The sequence below is a fragment of the Nonomuraea sp. B10E15 genome, assembly GCF_039871615.1.
In the GTDB taxonomy this organism is placed as follows: domain Bacteria; phylum Actinomycetota; class Actinomycetes; order Streptosporangiales; family Streptosporangiaceae; genus Nonomuraea.
In genome coordinates this window covers 1,506,535-1,527,988 of the sequence record NZ_JBDPMB010000001.1, presented here as the reverse complement: position 1 = coordinate 1,527,988, position 21,454 = coordinate 1,506,535, and the positions used below count along the sequence as shown (strand labels likewise).

The 21,454-nt window shown below is 72.0% G+C and carries 17 protein-coding genes; all 17 read right to left on the bottom strand.

Features of this window, described 5'->3' with window-relative positions; genetic code table 11:
* On the bottom strand, positions 1-927 hold the full coding sequence (fmt, locus tag ABGB14_RS07070; protein WP_347642715.1) for a methionyl-tRNA formyltransferase: 927 nt from the start codon (positions 925-927) through the stop codon (positions 1-3).
* A 4-nt stretch (positions 928-931) separates the two neighbouring features.
* The gene (gene def, locus ABGB14_RS07065) at positions 932-1,480 is read right to left on the bottom strand and encodes a peptide deformylase (RefSeq protein WP_347642714.1); all 549 of its coding nucleotides are present in this window, start codon (positions 1,478-1,480) and stop codon (positions 932-934) included.
* A 121-nt stretch (positions 1,481-1,601) separates the two neighbouring features.
* Positions 1,602-2,945, bottom strand: coding sequence for a hypothetical protein (locus ABGB14_RS07060; protein ID WP_347642713.1), 1,344 nt, complete (start codon positions 2,943-2,945; stop codon positions 1,602-1,604).
* A 37-nt stretch (positions 2,946-2,982) separates the two neighbouring features.
* Positions 2,983-4,455 carry a hypothetical protein gene (locus tag ABGB14_RS07055; protein ID WP_347642712.1) on the bottom strand — a complete coding sequence of 491 codons (1,473 nt, stop codon included), beginning with the start codon at positions 4,453-4,455 and terminating at the stop codon, positions 2,983-2,985.
* Between the two features lie 49 nt (positions 4,456-4,504).
* Positions 4,505-7,093 (bottom strand): primosomal protein N', encoded by a 2,589-nt coding sequence (locus ABGB14_RS07050; protein ID WP_347642711.1) that lies wholly within the window; start codon positions 7,091-7,093, stop codon positions 4,505-4,507.
* A 365-nt stretch (positions 7,094-7,458) separates the two neighbouring features.
* A complete protein-coding gene (metK, locus tag ABGB14_RS07045; protein WP_347642710.1) occupies positions 7,459-8,646 on the bottom strand; it encodes a methionine adenosyltransferase in 1,188 nt (395 codons plus the stop codon).
* A 128-nt stretch (positions 8,647-8,774) separates the two neighbouring features.
* Positions 8,775-9,137, bottom strand: a complete 363-nt coding sequence (locus ABGB14_RS07040; protein ID WP_347642709.1) for a hypothetical protein — start codon at positions 9,135-9,137, stop codon at positions 8,775-8,777.
* Positions 9,138-9,270: 133 nt separating this feature from the next.
* On the bottom strand, positions 9,271-10,752 hold the full coding sequence (coaBC, locus tag ABGB14_RS07035; RefSeq protein WP_347642708.1) for a bifunctional phosphopantothenoylcysteine decarboxylase/phosphopantothenate--cysteine ligase CoaBC: 1,482 nt from the start codon (positions 10,750-10,752) through the stop codon (positions 9,271-9,273).
* 8 nt (positions 10,753-10,760) lie between these two features.
* Entirely contained in the window at positions 10,761-11,030 is a 270-nt protein-coding gene (gene rpoZ, locus ABGB14_RS07030) for a DNA-directed RNA polymerase subunit omega (RefSeq protein ID WP_132510563.1), read from the bottom strand.
* 5 nt (positions 11,031-11,035) lie between these two features.
* Positions 11,036-11,644 (bottom strand): guanylate kinase, encoded by a 609-nt coding sequence (gene gmk / locus ABGB14_RS07025; RefSeq protein WP_347642707.1) that lies wholly within the window; start codon positions 11,642-11,644, stop codon positions 11,036-11,038.
* Between the two features lie 100 nt (positions 11,645-11,744).
* A complete protein-coding gene (gene mihF, locus ABGB14_RS07020; RefSeq protein WP_020541698.1) occupies positions 11,745-12,068 on the bottom strand; it encodes an integration host factor, actinobacterial type in 324 nt (107 codons plus the stop codon).
* 868 nt (positions 12,069-12,936) lie between these two features.
* On the bottom strand, positions 12,937-13,629 hold the full coding sequence (pyrF, locus tag ABGB14_RS07015) for an orotidine-5'-phosphate decarboxylase (RefSeq protein WP_347642706.1): 693 nt from the start codon (positions 13,627-13,629) through the stop codon (positions 12,937-12,939).
* Between the two features lie 182 nt (positions 13,630-13,811).
* Positions 13,812-14,789: a dihydroorotate dehydrogenase gene (locus ABGB14_RS07010; RefSeq protein ID WP_347642705.1), complete on the bottom strand. Its 978-nt coding sequence runs from the start codon at positions 14,787-14,789 to the stop codon at positions 13,812-13,814.
* Positions 14,779-15,645: a dihydroorotate dehydrogenase electron transfer subunit gene (locus ABGB14_RS07005; protein WP_132510573.1), complete on the bottom strand. Its 867-nt coding sequence runs from the start codon at positions 15,643-15,645 to the stop codon at positions 14,779-14,781. Before ABGB14_RS07005 ends, ABGB14_RS07010 begins: the two co-directional genes overlap by 11 nt.
* 35 nt (positions 15,646-15,680) lie before the next feature.
* On the bottom strand, positions 15,681-18,968 hold the full coding sequence (gene carB, locus ABGB14_RS07000; RefSeq protein ID WP_347642704.1) for a carbamoyl-phosphate synthase large subunit: 3,288 nt from the start codon (positions 18,966-18,968) through the stop codon (positions 15,681-15,683).
* Positions 18,955-20,049: a glutamine-hydrolyzing carbamoyl-phosphate synthase small subunit gene (gene carA, locus ABGB14_RS06995; RefSeq protein WP_347642703.1), complete on the bottom strand. Its 1,095-nt coding sequence runs from the start codon at positions 20,047-20,049 to the stop codon at positions 18,955-18,957. The genes carB and carA overlap by 14 nt, the downstream gene beginning before the upstream one ends.
* Positions 20,050-20,141: 92 nt before the next feature.
* A complete protein-coding gene (locus tag ABGB14_RS06990; protein ID WP_347643133.1) occupies positions 20,142-21,431 on the bottom strand; it encodes a dihydroorotase in 1,290 nt (429 codons plus the stop codon).
* Positions 21,432-21,454: the final 23 nt, after the last annotated feature.

Sequence of the window (21,454 nt, the reverse complement as noted above, 5' to 3'; positions counted from 1 at the left end):
TCACTTGAAGCTCTCTTCGCCTTCCGGGCGGACCCCTCGGGCCCACTCGACGGCTCCCATCAGCCGCTTGCCCTGCGGCTGCACGTCGCCGAGCTCCACCGCGTCGGTCGCGGTCCCCACCCGGACCGAGGTCTTCGACGCGGCGATCTCGCCCGGCGCGAGCCGCTCGCCGGCGAGCACCCGCACCGGGCCGAGTTTCACCCGCTGCCCTCTGAACTCGGTCCACGCGCCGGGGCCCGGGGTGCAGGCCCGGATCAGCCGGTCGATGTGGAGGGCTGGTCTGTCCCAGGCGACCCGGGCGTCGGCGACGGAGATCTTGGGCGCGACGCTCACGCCCTCGGCCGGTTGGGGCCGGGCCTCCAGGGCGCCGTCCTCGACGCCGTCGAGGGTGGCGGCGAGCAGGCCCGCCCCCGAGACCGACAGGCGTTCCAGCAGGGCGCCGCTCGTGTCGGACGCCCGGATCTCCTCGGTGACCACGCCGTAGACGGGCCCCGCGTCGAGCTCCTTGACGATCTGGAACGTGCTCGCGCCGGTGATCTCGTCACCGTGCAGGATGGCGTGCTGGACGGGGGCCGCCCCGCGCCAGGCGGGCAGGATCGAGAAGTGGAGGTTGATCCAGCCGTGCCGGGGCACGTCGAGGGCTGACTGCGGAAGCAGCGCGCCGTAGGCGACCACCGGGCAGCAGTCGGGCTCGAGGGCGCGCAGCCGGTCGAGGAAGGTGGGATCGCCGGCCTTCTGCGGGCGCAGCACCTCGATGCCCGCCTCCTCGGCGAGCTCGGCCACCGGAGAGGGGTGGACCTTGCGGCCCCGGCCGGACTGGGCGTCGGGACGGGTGACGACCGCCACCACGTCGTGCCGGGGCGAGTCGATGAGGGTGCGCAGCGACGGCAGCGCCGTCGCAGGGGTGCCCGCGAAGACCAGACGCATGCTCTCAGAGCGCCTTTCCGCCGGTGGGGTGCGGCGAGGCCTTGATCACCGGAGCGGACAGCCCGCTCCACTCGGCCTCGCGCACGGCCTTCATGGCGAGCTTGCGCTGCTTGGGGTCCATGCGGTCGATGAACAGGATGCCGTCGAGGTGGTCGGTCTCGTGCTGGAAGCACCGGGCCATCAGGTCGGTGCCCTCGAGGACGACGGGCTCGCCGTGCATGGAGAAGCCCTTGGCCACGGCGCGTACGGCGCGCGGCGTCGGGAACGACAGGCCGGGAAAGGACAGACAGCCCTCCTCGCCCTCCTCGTCGATCTCCGAGGACAGGTCGAGGTCGGGATTGATCAGGTGGCCGAGCTGATCGTCGACGTAGTAGGTGAACACCCGCAGCCCGACGCCGATCTGCGGCGCCGCCAGGCCCGCGCCCGGGGCGTCCATCATCGTGTCGGTGAGGTCTTTGACCAGCTTGCGGAGCTCCTTGTCGAAGTCGACGACCGGGGCCGCCGGGGTGCGCAGCACCGGATCTCCGAACAGCCGGATCGACTGGATCGCCAAGGGGGTCACTCCGTTTCTCGAACGTGGATCAGCCCAGTTTAGTAGAGCATGTCACCTGCCAGAGGCCTCCCGCACCGCCCGCGGCCGGCGGCGGGCGGCTCACCTGCGCAGGGCCGTCGTGCTACGACGTCGTGCGCGGACCGTCGTGCACCAGCGAGCGGGCCTTCATCGCGGCCTTGCGCGCCGCTTTGACCACAGCCTGGTCGTCGTGGGCGGTGGCGAGCATGTCGAGCACCGCGATCGTGTCGGGGTGACCGACCGCGGGCATCTCGCCGACGATCTTGATCAGGTCTTCGCCGGGCTCGGGGGTGTCGAGCCGGCCGGCCGCGTGGCCCGACAGGTGCATGAGCGCGGCCAGGGAGTCGACCGCTATCCAGGTGTGGTCCTCCGGGCTGAGCGCCGGCGCCTCGAGGTCGCGGATGTGCAGCCACGAGGCGGCGTAGCGGCGCATCAGCGGATCGCCGAGCGCCTGCCTGACGGGCTGCTCAGCCTCCGGGCCGAGCTCTTCCAGGATCGCGCCCACCGCGCCGCGCTGCCCCGCCGTGCCGGAGACGGCGATCTCGATCAGGGCGCGGGCGGCCGACTCGGGCGAGCGGCGCTCCAGCCACCCCGCGACGGCGCTCTGCGTGGCCGCTCCCTTGACCAGCTCGTCGACCAGCTCGGCGGCGGACAGGTCCGCGTACACCTCGACCTCGGCCGCGGTCGGCGCGTCGTGCCCCTCGCGCAGCAGGTCGCGGCGGATGGCCCAGACGCCGATCGGGGTGAGGGCGGTGCGGCCCGCGGAGGTCTGCTCGACGAGCCCGCAGTAGGCCAGCAGCGACAGCGCCTCCAGCAGCTCGGCGGGCAGCGCCGCGGCGAGCCTGCGCATCTCGACGGGGCCGGGAGCGCAGGCGACCTCGTGGGACTGGAGGATGCCGCGGGCGAGGTTGGCGGTGGCGACGCCCGAGCGCACGGAGTAGATCGTGGCGAGCATCTCGGCCAGGTGACCGTCGACCACGGCCGAGCCCGTCAGGCCCTCGTCCGCGCGGTCGAGCACGTCCATGACCACGCCGTCCCAGAACTCCAGCGTGGCCTCGACGGTCAGCTGCATCGACAGCGGCCCGCGCGAGGCCCGCCCGCCGAGGATCTGCAGCAGCCCGGTGTTGACGGCGACGATCCAGATCAGGCGCAGCCGGGAGAGCGGCACCCCGAGCTCCCCTGCCGCGGCCCGCGCGGCCGCCTCGTCGAGGTGCCCCTCGGCGGTCACCTGCCGGGTGCCCGCCCAGTGCGTGAGCCTGATGGCGTCGGCGACCAGCGGGACCGTGGGCACCGCCTTGGCCAGCTCGGCGTCGGACGCCAGCAGGACCGGCGGAAACGTCAGCGCCTCATGCTCCACGGGAGTCTCCACAGGAGGCCGTGACGGCACGGCGGCCTGCTCATCGATCAGCTTGCGCAGCTCGGCGAGGTCGAAGACATTGTTGGCCACCCACGAAACTTACTGCACACGAGTCACATGAGCGTACTCAACGGATGGCCCGGGACCGGGCTTTGAACGCGGCCTTGCGGGCCGCCTTGGCGACCGTGCCGTCGGGTATGGAGCGTCCGAGCAGCTCGAGGACGTCGACGACGTCGGGGTGGTCCACCCGCCACATCTCCTCGATCATGTGGGCGGGCGGGCCGGAGGCGGCCATGTTCTCGGCGAACACCTCGAGATCCTCCTCGGCCGCAGGCATCGCGAGCGCGAGCATGTCGACGCTGACCCAGAGCAGTTCCTCCTGGGTGAGCTGGGGCGCGGGCAGCCCTCTGGCGGCCAGCCAGTGGATGGCGTGCGGACGCAGCTCCTGGTCGTCGAGATAGTCTCGCACCTGCGGCTCGGCCTCGGGCCCGAGCCGGTCGACGATGGTGATGGCGATGCCTCGGGCCACGGCGGGCGCGCCGGAGGCCGCGCCCAGCAGCTCGGCCGCGGCCTCGCCCGCCGCCCTTCCGGTCAGCCAGCGGCTGATGTCGTCCTCGGCCAGCTCGGCGGGGACGCCTTCGAGCAGCCCTTCGATGAGGCCGCGGGCGTCGGCCTCGGCCAGGTCGGACGCCTGCGGGGCGTCGAGCCCGAGCGACAGGTAGTGCTCGCGCAACCCCCACACCGCCAGCGGCGTGAGCTCCGCGGTGTCGCCCGTGACCTCGATCATGCCGTGCCAGGCCAGCCGGTCGAGCACGGCGTCGAGGTCGGCCCCGCCGTCGCCGGCGATCTCGTCGAGATAGTCGCCGATCACGGTGACGGGGACCCGCACCTGGAGCCGGTAGAGCATGTCGAACAGGTCGTAGAGGCCCTCGTCGAGCTCGGCCGAGCCGGTGACGGCGCCCCGCGTGCCCGGCTCCAGCATGCGGGCCACCGCCTGCGCCCACGCCTCCATCGGGTCGCCGCCGCTGTCGGCCGGTGGCTGCTCGGCCAGCATCGGCACCGAGGCGAGCCCGGCGCGCAGGTCGTCGGGGGAGGCCAGCCGGGCGGCCGGCAGGGGCGTGCAGCCCGGGCAGTCGCAGGGCGCCTCGCCCAGATCGGGCACCTCGCCGGACGGGATGGCGATCGACTGCTCGAGCGACTCGGGCCCGATGGAGCTGAACAGGCTCTTGGCCATGCCGAAGTTGGCCGGGTCGGCGAGGGCCTCCGGCATGCGCGGCTCGATGTCGTCGAGCCTGCCGCGCATGAGCGCCGCCGTCTCCTCGCCGACCGCGCCGCGCTCGCTGAGGTAGGCCACCAGAGTGCGGGCCGCGGACACGGTCTCACGCGCGCTCTCCGGCGGCGCGATGACCTTGCGCGGATAGATGGACAACAACAGCTCATCGAACGTCTCGGGGGTGAAGTCACCCGGCTCGTTGACGTTGAGGTAGTCGCTGGCGTAGTCGCAGAGCAGGCGGACCTCGTCCGCGTCCACCTCGACGTCCCGCGAGCGCCCCCAGGCACGCAGGTCGTCGATGGCCTGGTTCACCCATTCGATCGACACAGGGGCACGCTAACGGCTGGCCATGAGTTGAGCGAATCGGGGAAACGGTCTAAATCAGGTCGAGCGGGTCGACACTCACCCTCACCACCTCCGGTGTCTTGCGCGCCGCGCGCACCCCGCTGGCGCCCTTGAGCGCGGCCGCCAGCGCGGCGCCCCCGGCCCGGCGCACCCGGATCATGGCGCGTTCCTGTCCCGGCTCGTCCACCGGCACGGGGCCGAGCACCTGGGCGTCGGAAGGCAGGCGTACCTCGTCGAGCATCTGCCTGACCGCGCTCGCCGAACCCGTGAGCGTCGCCATCCGCACCGCGGGCGGGAAACCTAGCTCGGCCCGCTCTCCGAGCTCACGCTCGGCGTGCGTGATGGGGTCCCACCTGACCAGCGCCTGTACGGCGGGCAGTGCGGAGTCCCCGAGCACGACCAGCTCGGCGGCGGCCCGGAGCAGGGCGGCGGCGTTCATCCAGCGGCGCACCGCCTCCTCGGCCGCCCTCAGATCGGCCCGGCCGAGCAGCGCCCACCCGTCGAGCAGCACCGCCGCCGCGTACCCCCCTTCGGCCACGGGCTCCGCGCCGGGGGTCGCGACGACCAGCGCGCGGGTGGACGGCACGGTGGCCAGCACGCCGTCACGGCCCGACGTGCGCACCGGCACGGACGGGAAGGCCCTGCCGAGCTCCTCCGCCGTACGCCTGGCCCCCGTGACGACGGCGCGCAGCCGGGGACTTCCGCAGGACGGGCACCGCCAGCGCGCGTCCACCCGGCCGCACCAGCGGCAGTAGGGGGCGGCGTGGCCGCCCCTGAGCGCCAGCGGGCCGTGGCACAGCGGCCCGCCCTCGCCCGTCCCGCCGGCTCCGGTCACCTCGGCCCGGCCGGGCTCACCCTCATGGCGGGCGGGGTGCTCACGCCGGGCGCCCGCGCCGGGCTGCGCGGCCTGGGACGGGCCGCCGACCGGACCCGCACCGCCAGGCGGCCCTGCCGGGGACGGCTCGGTGAGGGGGTCCGGGCCGCCGAACCTGATCGCCCCCGCCATGGCCGAACCGGGGGACCTCTCACTCGACGGGAGGGCAGAGGCGGCCGTCCTGGTGGGAGGCAGGACACACCGGGCAGGCGCACGGCAGTGCCGGCAGGCCAGGGCGGGCAGGTAGCCGCGTCTCGGCACCTGCACCAGCACCGGGCCTGTCTCCAGACCCTCCCGCAGGGCCCGCCAGGCGATGCTCGGCAGCCTGGCCTGCCGCGCCGCCTGGTCCTTGGCCAGTTCCGCGTCCTCACCCGCCGGGCGTACGCGGGGGGCCAGGCTCCTGATCGTCGTACGGGCGGCCACGATCGGCCTGGCCCAGCGGGAGGCGATGAGCTGCGTGGCCTCCGCGGTGCGCGCGTACCCGCCGATCAGCATCGCCGCGCCGGTCCTGTGCGCCCTGAGCCCGAGCACCTCCCGGGCATGCGGGTACGGGGCCAGGCGTTCGGCGTGCAGATCGTCGCCGTCGTCCCAGATGGCCACCAGACCGAGATCCGCCACGGGGGCGAACATGGCGGCCCTGGTGCCGACAACGGCCCGCACCTGCCCTCTCAGCACCTTCAGCCACCGCCTGTACCGCTCCGCCGGCCCCAGATCGGCCGTGAGCGCCACGTGCCTGCCAGGACCGAGCGCCCGCTCGAATGCGGCGTCCGCCAGCGCCACGTCCTTGCCGTCGGGCACCACCAGGACCGCTCCCCAGCCGCCGTCCAGCGTCGCGTGTACGGCCTCGGCCATAGCCCTCGCCCACCCGCGGGCGCCCGGCAGGGCCGACCACACGGCCCGGGGCGCCCGCCCTCCGCGCAACGCGTCCAGGAAGGAGGGCCCGGTGGGATAGGCGTCCCAGGCGCTCTCCCCCCGCGCCACCTCCCCGCCGTAAGACTGCACCGCCTGCTGAGCACCTCGGCCCACCTGCTCCGACGACGGGGGCTCCTCCACCGAGGACACCTGATCCGGCTGGGGCCGTCCTTCCACACCGCCGGCCTCGACGGGCCGCTCCGCCGCACCGGCGGTCTCGCCGCCCGGCGGCACGGCAGCGGTCGCGTCACCGGGCTGGGGCCGCTCCCCCTCTCCGGGACGTGACGCGTTTCCCGCGGTGACGGGATCATCGAGTCCGGGTCGAGTATCGGTAGTGGCGCGCGCGGCCGGGACGGGCGCATCGGGAGCCGGCCCGGGCGGAGCCGGGGTCTTGGGGGTCTCCGCCTCGACCTTGGCATGGCGCGGCGGGATGGCGAGGCGCAGCACGTCGGTCAGGGTGCCCGCGTACCGGTCGGCGACGGCACGGGCCAGCCCGGCGATCTCCGGCGTGAGCACGCGCTCAGGGGAGACCACACGTTCGAGGGGCGTGAGCCGCCCATCGTGCTCGCTCTCCTCGGCCCTCTCCAGCAGGAACCCGTCCACGAGCTTGCCCGCGAACCGCACCCTGACCCGCACGCCCGGCTCGGCCTTGTCGTGCATGGAAGCCGGGACCAGGTAGTCGAAAGAACGGTCGAGGTGCGGCAGCGGGCTGTCCACGACGATTCTCGCCACCGGCCGCTCGGGAGCGGGCACCGGAGCGCCTTTGGCGTCCTTGGACGACGCTGGAGGCCGCACGGCGTCGAGCGGCAGAAGGGCGTCGTCGGAGTCGGTCACGCCCTACGTCTACCAGACCTCACCACCCGCGGCGTCCGCCGGCCGCACACGGCACGAACGCCGGATGCCGCATCCCCGGACAGGGAATGCGGCATCCGATTCACCAGCCGGCAGGCCGTTCACGAATAGGCGGGGACAGGCGTCACGACCCCGTCGCACGGCGGGAGCCGCCCCGCGCTGCCGGGGGGCGGCACGACCACGCCCCGGCCGTCTCCGCCCGGGGAACATGCGCCGGCCGGCCAGGGCCGTCCGGCCGTACGCCGAACCGGCCCCGGGCCCCGCGGAGCCCGGGCCGGCGCGTCATGCGGACCGGCGGCGTCCCGCGCCCAGGGCCGACCGGCCGGGAGAGCGAGACGCCCGCAGGCTCACAGGCCGGCGGCGGTGCGCAGGGACTCGGCGCGGTCGGTGGACTCCCAGGAGAAGCCCTCGCGGCCGAAGTGCCCGTAGGCGGCGGTCTCGGAGTAGATGGGCCGCAGCAGGTCGAGGTCGCGGATGATGGCGGCCGGGCGCAGGTCGAACACCTGGAGGACGGCCTCCTGGATCTTCTCCACGGCCACCTTCTCCGTGCCGAAGCACTCCACGAACAGCCCGACCGGCTTGGCCTTGCCGATCGCGTAGGCCACCTGGACCTCGCACCGGTCGGCGAGCCCGGCGGCGACGACGTTCTTGGCGACCCAGCGCATCGCGTAGGCGGCCGAGCGGTCGACCTTGGACGGGTCCTTGCCGGAGAAGGCTCCGCCGCCGTGGCGGGCCATGCCGCCGTAGGTGTCAATGATGATCTTGCGCCCGGTGAGCCCGGCGTCGCCCATCGGGCCGCCGATCTCGAAGCGGCCGGTCGGGTTGACCAGCAGGCGGTAGCCCTCGGTGTCGAGGTCGAGCTCCGCGAGCACGGGGTCGACCACGTGCTCCTTGATGTCGGGCGTCAGCATCTCCTTGAGGTCGATCTCGGCGGCGTGCTGCGTCGAGACGACCACGGTGTCGAGCCGGATCGGCGTGTCGCCGTCGTATTCGATGGTGACCTGGGTCTTGCCGTCGGGCCGGAGGTAGGGGACCGTGCCGTTCTTGCGCACCTGGGACAGGCGCAGGGCCAGCCGGTGGGCCAACGTGATCGGCAGGGGCATCAGCTCGGGGGTCTCACGGCAGGCATAGCCGAACATGAGGCCCTGGTCACCGGCGCCCTGACGGTCGAGCTCGTCGCCGTCCTCGCCCTCGCGGTGCTCGTAGGCGGCGTCAACGCCCTGGGCGATGTCGGGCGACTGCGCGCCGATGGACACCGACACACCGCACGAGGCGCCGTCGAAGCCCTTGTGGGAGGCGTCGTAGCCGATCTCAAGGATCTTCTCCCGGATGACGCCAGGGATGTCGACGTAGGTCTCGGTGGTGACCTCGCCTGCGACATGGACCTGGCCGGTAGTGATCATCGTCTCGACGGCGACCCGGCTCTTCGGGTCGTCTTTGAGCATGGTGTCGAGAATCGCGTCACTGATCTGGTCGGCGATCTTGTCCGGGTGGCCTTCGGTGACCGACTCGGAGGTGAACAGGCGACGTGACAACTCAGTGGCTCCTCATGCAGCGGCTGCTGACGTATGTACGGCTCAGGGCCGGCGGGCGGACCTGGGCTTCGCCGAAGTCTAGCCCTACCCGGCGCCCGGCTGCGAAGCCGCACACCGCATGTCGGGCATCACAGGTCGGGCAGTGGATCCGGGGGAAGGGTCTCCGGCGCGAAGACCTCCGCGTCGGCGGCCTTGATCACCGCGGTGTACTCCTCATCGAATTCGAACGCCATCGAGCCCAGCTCGATTATCGGTCCAGGCTGGATGGGGCCCAGCCGCGTGCGCCTCGGAAACGACGCGAACACCGCGACGGGCCGGTCGCTTCTGAGCGTCCTGGTGGCGAGCACCGAAATGGCCGCGTCGGTGACCACGATGAGGAAATGTCCGCTTTCCGTCGTTCCCACCGAGTGGGCGGGGAAGACGTAGTGGAGCTCCCCTTGGTCGCCGAGCAATGTCCTACAACGATCCCTGACAGCAGAACCCACCGGCATTCCATCCCCCCTTGCCCCAAGTATCCGCAGGCGTATGGGGGTGTCGCAACATGCGATTTGGAAATAGGTCTGACACGGTTTGTACGTTCTTCGCCGCCCGCGCCCCTTATGCAACCGTTAGTACGGTCCCCGCTCAGGCGAGACGGGCCGCGACGAGATCCCACACGACGTCGGCGAGATCCTCCTTGGGACCGAGCGGAACCTCGACCGGGTCACCGCCCGCGACGAGCACGGTGGCCGCGTTGTCGGAGGTGCCGAACGCCCTGCCCGCACCCACCTCGTTGACGACCAGCAGGTCACAACCCTTGCGTGCGAGTTTGGCCTGCCCGTTGGCGAGCACGTCGTGCGTCTCGGCCGCGAAGCCGACGATCACCTCGGGGTACGGCTCCCGCACCGCGCCGCCCGCTGCCGCCTCCGGCCGCGCGCCACCCTCACCACCGGTCCCGACGCGCCGGGCCGCTTCATCACCGGACGCGAAACCGGGAACCGCCGCACCACCGGACGCGACGCCAGGCAGCACGCCATCACGGGACGCGACACCGCGGTCCGTCTCGCCCTCGGACGCCGCCCCACCGGCCACCCCAATGGCCGCCCCACCGGCCGGCTCGCCGGACGCAACAACCACGGGCCCGCTCACATCCACCGTGTCCGGCACGCCGGCCGCGTCGGGGACGCGGGCCTGACGGCGGCGGCGACCGAGCTCGGCGAGGATGTCGGGATTTTTCGTCAAGTGGATGGACTCGGGCTCGCCGTCCGTCTTCTTGATCTTCTCGTCGTGCCGCGTCGCGGGCCGGAAGTCCGCCACGGCCGCCGCCATCACCACGACGTCGGCCTCCCCGGAGGCGGCCAGCACCGCCTGGCGCAGCTCGGCCGTGGACTCCACCCGCACCACCGTGGCCCCGGCCGGATCGGGCAGCGTGACGTTGGCGGCGATGAGGGTCACCTCGGCCCCGCGGGCGACGGCCGTGCGGGCCAGGGCATAACCCTGCAGCCCCGACGAACGATTGCCGATGTAGCGAACCGGGTCGATCGCCTCACGGGTGCCCCCGGCGGACACGACGACCTTGCGCCCGGACAGGTCGCGCGGCCGGCCGCGCAGCACGCGCAGGCAGACCTGGAAGATCTCCGCCGGGTCGGGCAGCCGGCCGGGGCCGCTGTCGGCGCCGGTGAGCCGCCCAGCGGCGGGGTCGATCACGACCGAGCCGCGCTCGCGCAGCGTCGCGACGTTGGCGCGGGTGGCGGGATGCTGCCACATCTCGGTGTGCATCGCGGGCGCGAACACGACCGGGCATCTCGCGGTCAGCAACGTGTTGGTGAGCAGATCGCCCGCCAGCCCGTGCGCCGCCCTGGCGAGCACGTCGGCGGTCGCGGGCGCCACCACGATGAGGTCGGCCTGCTGGCCGATCCGCACGTGGGGCACCTCGTGAACGTCGTCCCACACCTCGGGGGTCACGGGATTGCCGGACAGGGCGGCCCAGGTGGGCGCGCCCACGAACTTCAGGGCGTCGCGGGTCGGGACGACCCGCACCTCGTGCCCCGACTCGGTGAACAGGCGCAGCAGCTCGCAGGCCTTGTACGCGGCGATGCCGCCGCTGACGCCCAGGACGACCTTCATCGAAGGGGTCAGACCGCGCCTTCGATGGGCTCGGCGTTGAGCAGGCCCTCGGAGACCTCGCGCAGCGCGATGGACAGCGGCTTCTCCTGAGCATGCGTCTCGACCAGCGGCCCGACGTATTCCAGCAGGCCCTCGCCGAGCTGGGAGTAGTAGGCGTTGATCTGGCGAGCGCGCTTGGCGCCCATGATCACCAGGGAGTATTTGCTGTCGACGATGTCGAGCAGCGCGTCGATCGGCGGGTTGGTGATGCCCTCCGCGGCCGGGATGGTGCCTGCCACGATTGTCAGACCTCTCGGTTGGTGGTTGTCGTGACCCCCTGAGGGTCAGTCATCAAGGCTATCAGCCGGTGGCACACGTCTTGGACACTCGTGTTCACCAGGGTGAGGTCGAATTCGGATTCGGCGGCCATCTCGATCCGCCCGGCCGCCAGACGGCGCGCGATGACGTCCTCGGGCTCGGTGCCGCGCCCGCGCAGCCGCATCTCCAGCTCCTCCCAGCTGGGCGGGGCCAGGAAGACCAGCAGCGCCTCCGGCATGCTGCGGCGCACCTGCCTGGCGCCTTCGAGGTCGATCTCGAGCAGGGTCGGTACGCCCTCGGCCAGCTTCTTCAGCACCGGCTCGCGCGGCGTGCCGTAGCGGTTGCCCGCGAACTCCGCCCATTCGAGCAGCTCACCGGCCGCCACGAGCCGGTCGAACTCGTCGCCGTCGACGAAGTAGTAGTGGACCCCGTGCGCCTCGCCGGGCCGGGGCCTCCTGGTGGTCACCGAGACCGACAGCCACACTTCGGGGTGTGCCCGCCGGAGCTCGGCGACGACCGTGGACTTGCCGACGCCCGACGGCCCGGAAAGGACCGTCAGCCGTCTCTCGCACAGGGGCAGGAAGCCGTCCTCCACTTCCGATCCGACAGTCTCATGGGCACTGACGTCGCCGGACCAGGACCTGTCGGCCACTTCCTACCCCCCGTTGAACCTGCGCTTTCGTGTGGAACAGAGATTAGCTCTCGTTGCCACCGAACTCGCGCTCGAGGGAGGCCCTCTGGTTCGCGCCGAGGCCCCGCACGCGGCGGGACTCGGCGATGGCCAGCCGCTCCATGAGTTGCTTGGCGCGGACCTTGCCCACGCCTGGGAGCGATTCCAACAAAGCCGACACCTTCATCTTGCCGATGACGTCGTCGGTCTGCCCATCCTTGAGCACCTCAGCCAGAGAAACCGCGCCATGCTTGAGCCGGTTCTTGACCTCGGCACGCTCTTTACGGGCCTTGGCAGCCTTCTCCAGGGCTGCGGCGCGCTGCTCGGGGGTCAGGGGAGGAAGAGCCACGCCGGGTCACCTCGAATTTCTGTCGATGTACTCGGACGGGAAGGGAAACTAGCTGGTCATCGCCCCCTAAGCAACGTCAAGAGCACTTTCTCTCGCCACAAAATGCACTTCATCACTGTCCGTGTTTGTAAAATCACATTGTGCTGATCGAATTGCCGCACTTCCCGCTCAGGGCGGCGGCGCGCGACGATGTCGCGAAACGCAATGAAGATCACATTACAGCCGTCCAGCATTGTCCGAAATGCCGCCCGCACCTGGGCCGAAACCTTCTCGGCGATCGGTGCGCGACCGCTTCAGGGATGCCTTATGATCTTGTGAGCGGCACCGGACGGCAAGATCCGTCTTGCCCGCCCGTCCATGATCCACCGACCCATGGCGGCGGGTGCACGGGCAGGCGCGGCGACCACCTCTGACTCGCGCCCGTCAACCCACATCCGTCACCCCGTGCCGGGGGCGCCGCCACCGCCCGACCACACGGGACCGACGCGACATCCCGGCGTCTCGCCGGCATGTGGCCGACGCTGTGCCGCGACGGCACGGAGCCCAGCGCCCCGGCCCCGGCATGACGGCCTGGTCCATGCGTGAATGCCGGGCGCGTGTCCTGCGGCCACCACGACACGCGCTCGACCTGCCGGGTACGCGGCCATCGGCGCACCGTGACCGGCCACGGGCGCGTACCCGGCTGCGGACCACCACGGTCCGGTCTGGCGCGCGTCCCCGGGTGCCGGTCCGCCACGGGCCGGGTCAAGTGTGCGCTCGTCACGGCGAGTGCCACGTGGGCCTTCACGACCGGCCATGACGGGCGGAGAGCGGCGTCGGCGCGTGCGGGCAGGCCAGGCTTGCCGTAAAGGATGGAGATCGTTACCTGTCAGGCGGAACGGCGGAGAGAGGCGGCGATGGCGGCGGCCGCGGCGCCCGGGTCCGGGGAGCCCGTGATGGGGCGGCCGATGACGAGCAGGTCGGCGCCGTCCGCGAGGGCCTGTTCGGGCGTGGCCACGCGCGCCTGGTCCTGCGTGGCGGCGCCCGCGGGGCGCACGCCCGGCGTGATCAGCCTGATCCCCTCCCCCACCTCCGCCCGCACCGCGGACACCTCGTGGGGCGAGCACACGAGCGCCGTCGCGCCCGCCTCGACCGACAGCGCCGCCAGCCGGCGCACCGCGGCGTCGGCCGGGCCGGCGAGACCGACGCGGTCGAGGTCGGCCTCCGTCAAGGAGGTGAGAATCGTCACGGCGGCGATCTCGGTGTGCGGCGCCGCCTCCACGGCGGCCCTGATCATGGCGGGCCCGCCGGCGGCGTGCACGGTCAGGATCGCGGGACGCAGCCGGGCCACGGCGCGGGCGGCGCCGGCGACGGTGTTGGGGATGTCGTGCAGTTTGAGGTCGAGGAACACCTGCACGCCACTCGCTCCCTTGACGGAGGCGATCACGTCGGGGCCGTAGCGCAGGTAGAGCTCCAGGCCCACCTTGACCGTGCTGACGTGCGGCGTCACGAGGGCCGCCCACTGGGCTGCGGTCTCCAGGTCGGGTGCGTCGAGGGCGACGGCGATCGGTGCGGGAGTCAAGACGTGCTCTCCTCAGGTGCTGGAGCGATGGCGGGCGGGGACGTCAGGGGCGCTGGTCCGCCACGGCCGTCATGAGACGGCACGGGGCATTCTCCTCCGCGGCCGGACGGCACAGGACGCTCTCTTCGGAAGTCCGCCGGAAGACGGTACGGGACGCTCACTTCCGGGCCGGCCGGCGGACCTCACGGAGCGCTCTCCTCGGAGTCGACCAGAAGATGCCGGGGCGCGCTCCCCGGAGGACGGTGTGCCAGGCCGACGGCGTCGGCGAGGCGCTGCAGGCCGCGCGCCCTCAGGAGGTCTTCGAGCTCGCGCTCGATACGCAGGCAGGCGTAGGGGTCGTGGAAGAGCGCCGTGCCGACCCCGACCACGCAGGCGCCCGCCAGGACGAGCTGGAAGGCGTCCCGGCCGCTCATCACGCCGCCCATGCCGATCAGCGGGACTCCGGGCAGCGCGGCGTGGACCTGCCAGACGCAGCGTACGGCCAGCGGCAGGACGGCGGGCCCCGACAGCCCGCCGGTGACGGCGGCGAGCGAGGGCCGCAGCGCCTCGGTGTCGATGGCCATGCCGAGCGGGTTGTTGATCATGGACAGCGCGTCGGCGCCGGCGTCCACGCACGCCCGGGCGACCGAGACGATGTCGGCGACGTCGGGCGCGAGCTTGGCGACGACGGGAACGTCGTAGCGCATGATGGAGCGCACGGAGGCGATCACCTCGGCCGCCGCGCTGCCCTCGCGGGCGAAGACGCGGCCGCGGTCCTCCATGTTCGGGCAGGAGAGGTTGATCTCCAGTGCGGTGACCCCGGGCGCGTCGGCCAGCCTGCGGGCCAGCTCGGAGTATTCGGCGACGGTGCCCCCGCCGATCGAGACGATGGTCTTGATGCCCCGCTGGGCCAGCCAGGGCAGCTCGCGCTCCAGGAACGCGTCGATGCCGGGGCCCTGCAGGCCGACGGAGTTGAGCATGCCCGAGGGCGTCTCGGCCATCCGCGGGGTCGGCCGGCCGGCGCGCGGCGCCATGGTGATCGAGCGGGTGGTCAGCGCGCCGAGCCGGTGGAGGTCGAAGAACTGGGCCAGCTCCCGCCCCGAGGACGCGCAGCCGGCGGCCGTGGTGATGGGGTTCGCCAGCTCCACATGCGCCAGAAAAGTCCGCATATCAACTGACATGTCGTGCTCCGCCTCCGGGGGCGCCCAGCGCGTCGAACGGGATGGTTCCCACGTCCTCGAAGCGCACCCGTTCCCCCCGGAACACCGGCCCCTCCGCGCACGCCCTGACCATCCTCGTCGCCCCGTCGTCGCCGATGACGGGGAGCACGCACGTCATGCACACCCCGATCCCGCAGGCCATCGACTCCTCGACCGCCACCTGCACCGGGATGTCGAACTCCATCGCCACCGCCGTCACCGCCCGCAGCGTCGCCATGGGCGCGCAGGCGTAGACGGCGTCGGCCCGCGTGTCGGCGATCACCGAGGGCAGCGCGTCGGTGACGGTGCCGCGCAGGCCGAGCGAGCCGTCCTGGGTGGTCAGCGTGGTCGTCTCGGCCATCCTGCGGGCCCGCATCGCCCCGAAGACCCGTTCGGCCTCGGCTCCCCCGATCACGAAGTCCACCCGGCAGCCCCGCGCCAGCAGCGCGTCGGCCAGCGGGAACAGCACGGCGGAACCGTAGTCGGAACCCACCAGCACGCAGTGCGCGGGATCGCGCGGCAGCGGGAACGGCCGCCCGAGCGGCCCGACCAGGTCGAGCGTGTCACGGGCGCGCCGCTCGGCGAGCCAGGCCGTGCCGGGCCCGCCGGTGGTGAAGACCAGTTCGACCGTGCCGCCGTAGTCGGCCTTGACGTCGTGGATGAAGAACGCCCGGCGCGTCACCATCGAGGTGTAAGCCCCTCCGACCGCCACCGACACGAAGTGACCGGGGCGGTAGCGCTCGGCTATCCCCGGCGCCACCACCGTCAGCGCATGGTAGGCGTCGACGCGGCGCGTCGTCAGCACCGTGCCAGTCACCTGCACCGGAGTGCCGGCCAGTCGTCTTCACCTCCCGCCCCGGGGGTCGTACGGGGTCAGCCCCTGAGTGCCTGCGCGTGTTCCTGCAGAGACCGTACGCCCACATCGCCGCGCACGATCGCCTGGATGCCCGCCGCCGCCGCGGCGAGTCCCGCGACCGTGGTGATGCACGGGATGCCGCGCAGCACCGCGGCGGTGCGGATGTCGTAGCCGTCGAGCCGCGGGCCTGACTGCCCGGGGCTGCCGAAGGGCGTGTTGATGATCAGATCGACCTCGCCGTCGAGAATGCACTGCACGCTCGTAGGCTCACCTCCGGGCCCCGTCCCCTCGCTCTGCTTCCGCACGATCTTGGCATGGACACCGTTGCGGCGCAGCACCTCGGCGGTCCCCTCGGTGGCCAGGATCTCGAACCCGAGGTCCGCGAGCGCCTTCACAGGGAAGATCATCGCACGCTTGTCGCGGTTGGCCACGGACACGAACGCGCGTCCTTTGGTCGGCAGCTCACCATAGGCGGCCGCCTGGGACTTCGCGAACGCCACGCCGAAGAACGCGTCGATGCCCATGACCTCGCCCGTGGAGCGCATCTCGGGCCCGAGCACGATGTCGACGCCGCGGAAGCGGTTGAACGGCAGCACCGCCTCCTTGACCGCGATGGACGAGTCGAGCGGCAGCGTGCCGCCGTCACCGGTCGCGGGCAGCATGCCCTCCTCGCGCAGCGAGGCGATCGACGCGCCGAGCATCACCCGGGCCGCCGCCTTGGCCAGCGGCGCCGCCGTGGCCTTGGACACGAACGGCACGGTGCGGCTGGCGCGCGGGTTGGCCTCCAGGACATGGAGGACGCCGGCGGACATGGCGTACTGGACGTTCAGCAGCCCGCGCACCCCCACCCCGGAGGCGATGGCCTCGGTGGCGGCGCGGATGCGCTTGATGTCGTTGCTGCCGAGCGTGATGGGCGGCAGCGCGCACGCCGAGTCGCCGGAGTGGATGCCGGCCTCCTCGATGTGCTCCATGACGCCCCCGAGATAGAGCTCCTCGCCGTCGTAGAGGGCGTCGACGTCGATCTCGATGGACTCGTCGAGGAACTTGTCCACCAGCACCGGATGGCCGCCCTCCTGGGCCGCCATGTAGGTGGCCAGCGTCTCCTCGTCGTAGACGATGGCCATGCCGGCCCCGCCCAGCACGTAAGAGGGGCGCACGAGCACCGGGTAGCCGATGTCCTCGGCGATCTCCAGCGCCTCCGGGACGGTCAGCGCCGTGCCGTGCTTGGGCGCGGGCAGCCCCGCCTCGGCCAGCACCCGCCCGAACGCGCCGCGCTCCTCGGCCAGGTGGATGGACTCCGGCGAGGTGCCGACCACGGGCACGCCCGCGTCCTTCAGCGCCTGCGCGAGCCCCAGCGGCGTCTGGCCGCCGAGCTGCACGATCACGCCCGCCACCGGTCCTGTCTGCTGCTCGGCGTGCACGACCTCCAGGACGTCCTCCAGGGTGAGCGGCTCGAAGTAGAGCCGGTCGGAGGTGTCGTAGTCGGTGGAGACGGTCTCGGGGTTGCAGTTGACCATGACGGTCTCGAACCCGGCCCGCGACAGCTCGAACGAGGCGTGCACGCACGCGTAGTCGAACTCGATGCCCTGCCCGATGCGGTTGGGCCCGGAGCCGAGGATGATGACCTTCTCCCGCTCGCCGGAGGGGACCTCGCTCTCCTCGTCGTAGGTGGAGTAGAGGTAGGGGGTCTTCGCGGCGAACTCGGCGGCGCACGTGTCGACGGTGTTGTAGACCGGCCGCAGCCCGAGAGCGTGCCGCAGGTCGCGCACCCGCGCCTCGTCGATGCCGCGGATGTCGCCGATCTGCACGTCGCTGAACCCGTGGCGCTTGGCGCGTTCGAGCACCTCCACCGTCAGCTCGGCCGCCGCGGCGACCGTCTCGGCCTCCTCGTGCAGCAGGAAGAGCTGGTCGATGAACCACGGGTCGACGCGCGTGGCCTCGAACAGCTCTCCGGGCGTGGCGCCCGCCCTGATGGCCTGCTGCATGGTGTGCAGCCGCCCGTCGTGCGGCGTGCGGCACTCGGCCAGAAGCTCGTCCTTCGGCCGGAGCTCGCCGGCCCAGGTGAAGGAGGAGTCCTTCTTCTCCAGCGACCGCAGCGCCTTCTGCAGCGCCTCGGGGAAGGAGCGGCCGATGGCCATGGCCTCACCGACCGACTTCATGTGCGTGGTGAGCGTCTGGTCGGCGCCCCTGAACTTCTCGAACGCGAACCGCGGCACCTTCACCACGATGTAGTCGAGCGTCGGCTCGAAGGAGGCGGGGGTCTCCTTCGTGATGTCGTTGGGGATCTCGTCGAGGGTGTAGCCGATGGCCAGCTTGGCCGCGATCTTCGCGATCGGGAAGCCGGTGGCCTTGGACGCCAGCGCCGACGAGCGCGACACGCGCGGGTTCATCTCGATGACGATCATGCGGCCGGTGCGCGGGTCGACCGCGAACTGGATGTTGCAGCCGCCGGTGTCGACCCCGACCTCGCGGATGACGGCGATGGCGACGTCGCGCATGTTCTGGTATTCGCGGTCGGTCAGGGTCAGCGCGGGCGCGACGGTGACGCTGTCGCCGGTGTGGACGCCCATCGGGTCGATGTTCTCGATGGAGCAGACGATGACGACGTTGTCGGCCTTGTCGCGCATGACCTCGAGCTCGTACTCCTTCCAGCCGAGGATCGACTCCTCGAGGAGCACCTCGGTGGTCGGCGACGCGTCGAGCCCCGCGCCGGCGATGCGCCGCAGGTCTTCCTCGGTGTACGCGAACCCGGACCCGGCGCCGCCCATGGTGAACGACGGCCTGACCACCACCGGGTAGCCGAGATCGCCCGCGGCGGCCAGGCACTCCTCCATCGTGTGGCAGATGACCGACCTCGCGGACTCGGCGTTGAGACCGTGCTCGCGGGCGACCTTGGCGACGATCTCCTTGAACCGCTCGCGGTTCTCGCCCGACTGGATCGCGTCGAAATCGGCGCCGATCAGCTCGACTTCGTACGTGTCCAGGACGCCCGACTCGTGCAGCGCGACCGCCGTGTTGAGCGCCGTCTGCCCGCCCAGCGTCGGCAGCAGCGCGTCGGGGCGCTCCTTGGCGATGATCTTCTCGACGAACTCGGGGGTGATGGGCTCGACGTACGTGGCGTCGGCGAACTCCGGGTCCGTCATGATCGTCGCGGGGTTGCTGTTGACCAGGACGACGCGGAAGCCCTCGTCCCGCAGCACCCGGCACGCCTGGGTGCCGGAGTAGTCGAACTCGCACGCCTGTCCGATCACGATCGGCCCGGAGCCGATCACCAGGACCGACCTGATGTCCTCACGCTTGGGCACGGGTCATGACCTCACAGAACTCGTCGAAAAGGTAGGCGGCGTCGTGGGGCCCCGCGGCGGCCTCCGGGTGGTACTGCACGCTGAAGGCAGGCTGCTCCAGCAGGCGCAGGCCCTCCACGCAGCGGTCGTTGAGGTTGACGTGGCTGACCTCGGCCGGCCCGTACGGCGTCTCGAACGGCCCGTCGAGCGGCGCCTCCACCGCGAACCCGTGGTTGTGCGCCGAGATCTCCACCTTCCCGGTGCGTACGTCCTGCACCGGCTGGTTGACGCCCCGGTGCCCGTAGCGCAGTTTGTACGTGGACAGGCCGAGGGCCCGGCCGAAGAGCTGGTTGCCGAAGCAGATGCCGAAGAAGGGCACCCTGGCCTCCAGCACCTGCCGCAGCGCCGACACGTCGGCGGTGGCGGGGTCGCCGGGGCCGTTGGAGAAGAACACGCCGTCCGGCTTCACCGCCATGATCTGCTCGTACGTGGCGGTCGCGGGCAGCACGTGCACCTCGCAGCCGCGCTCGGCCATCCGGTGCGGCGTCATGCCCTTGATGCCCAGGTCGACGGCCGCCACCGTGAACTTCTTCGGCCCCGCCGCGGGCACGACGTAGGGCTCGGCCGTGGCCACCTGGGCGGCCAGGTCGGCGCCCTCCATGCCGGGCGAGCGGCGCACCCGCTCGACCAGCTCCTCGACGGGCTCGGACGGGCCGGTGAAGATGCCGGCGCGCATGGCGCCGCGTTCGCGCAGGTGGCGGGTGAGCGCGCGGGTGCCGGAGATGGCGATGCCGACGACGCCCTGTTCCTTGAGGTAGGCGTCGAGCGATCGGGTGGCCCGCCAGCTGGAGACCACCCTGGACGGTTCGCGCACGACGTAGCCGGCCACCCAGACGCGCGACGACTCGGGATCGTCGTCGTTGACGCCGGTGTTGCCGATGTGGGGCGCCGTCATGGCGACGATCTGCCGGTGGTAGGACGGGTCCGTCAGCGTCTCCTGGTAGCCGGTCATGCCGGTGTTGAAGACCATCTCGCCGAACGTCTCGCCTTCGGCGCCGTACGGGGTTCCGTGGAAGACGCGCCCGTCTTCCAGGACGAGCACCGCCCCTCGGTGGGCTGCGCCCCCCAAGTGCCCCCCGAAGGGCGTGGAGCCGCTTCGCGGCAGGTTGTCATTCACGTCAGCAGGGCTGTCGTTCACACCAGCTTCCCTTCGAGAACGGTCGGCCTGCCGCGCAGGAACGTGGCGACGACCCGGCCGGGCAAAGTCATGCCTTCGTAGGGTGTGTTCCTGCTCTTGGACGCGAAGGCGGAGGGGTCCACCTCGGTGCGCGCGGTCGGGTCGTACAGCATGATGTTGGCCGGCTCGCCCGCCTCGAGCGGACGGCCCTGGCCGGGCAGGCGGCCGATGCGCGCGGGAAGCGCGGACATCCGCTGCGCGACGCCCGCCCAGTCGAGCAGCCCGGTCTCGACCATGGCCTCCTGGACGACGCTGAGCGCCGTCTCCAGGCCGACCATGCCCATGGCCGCCGCCGACCACTCGGTCTCCTTGTCCTCGACCGGGTGGGGCGCGTGGTCGGTGGCCACGATGTCGATCGTGCCGTCGGCCAGCGCGGCGCGCAGCGCCTCCACGTCGGCGCGGGTGCGCAGCGGCGGGTTGACCTTGTAGATCGGGTTGTAGGCCCCTACCGGCGACTCCTCGACCAGGTCGTCGGTCAGCAGGAGGTGGTGGGGGGTGACCTCGGCGGTGACGTTCCAGCCCTTGGACTTGGCCCAGCGGATGATCTCGACCGAGCCCGCCGTGGAGACGTGGCACACGTGCAGCCTGGAGCCCACGTGCGCGGCCAGCAGGCAGTCGCGGGCGATGATCGCCTCCTCGGCGACCGCCGGCCAGCCGGCCAGGCCGAGCCTGCCGGAGACGACGCCTTCGTTCATCTGGGCGCCGGAGGTGAGCCTGGGCTCCTGGGCGTGCTGGGCGACGACGCCGTCGAACGCCTTGACGTATTCGAGGGCGCGGCGCATGAGAACGGCGTCGTCGACGCACTTGCCGTCGTCGGAGAAGACGCGCACGCGGGCGGCCGAGTCGGCCATCGCGCCCAGCTCGGCCAGCTGCCTGCCCTCCAGGCCGACGGTGACCGCGCCGACGGGGTGCACGTCGCACAGGGCGTGTTCGCGGCCCAGCCGCCACACCTGCTCGACCACGCCGGCGGTGTCGGCGACGGGCGAGGTGTTGGCCATGGCGTGCACGGCGGTGTAGCCGCCGCGGGCCGCCGACTGCGTGCCGGTCCGCACGGTCTCGGCGTCCTCCCGGCCCGGCTCGCGCAGGTGGGTGTGCAGGTCGACCAGCCCGGGGAGGGCGATCGCTCCCGCGCCGTCGATCGCCTCGGGCGCGTCCATGCCCGGCGCGACCTCCGCGATCACGCCGTCGGCGATCCGGATCGAGACCGGCTCGCCGCCGAGAATCCTGACGTTCTTGATGATCATCATGCTGTGCCCGTCGGTTGGTTCGC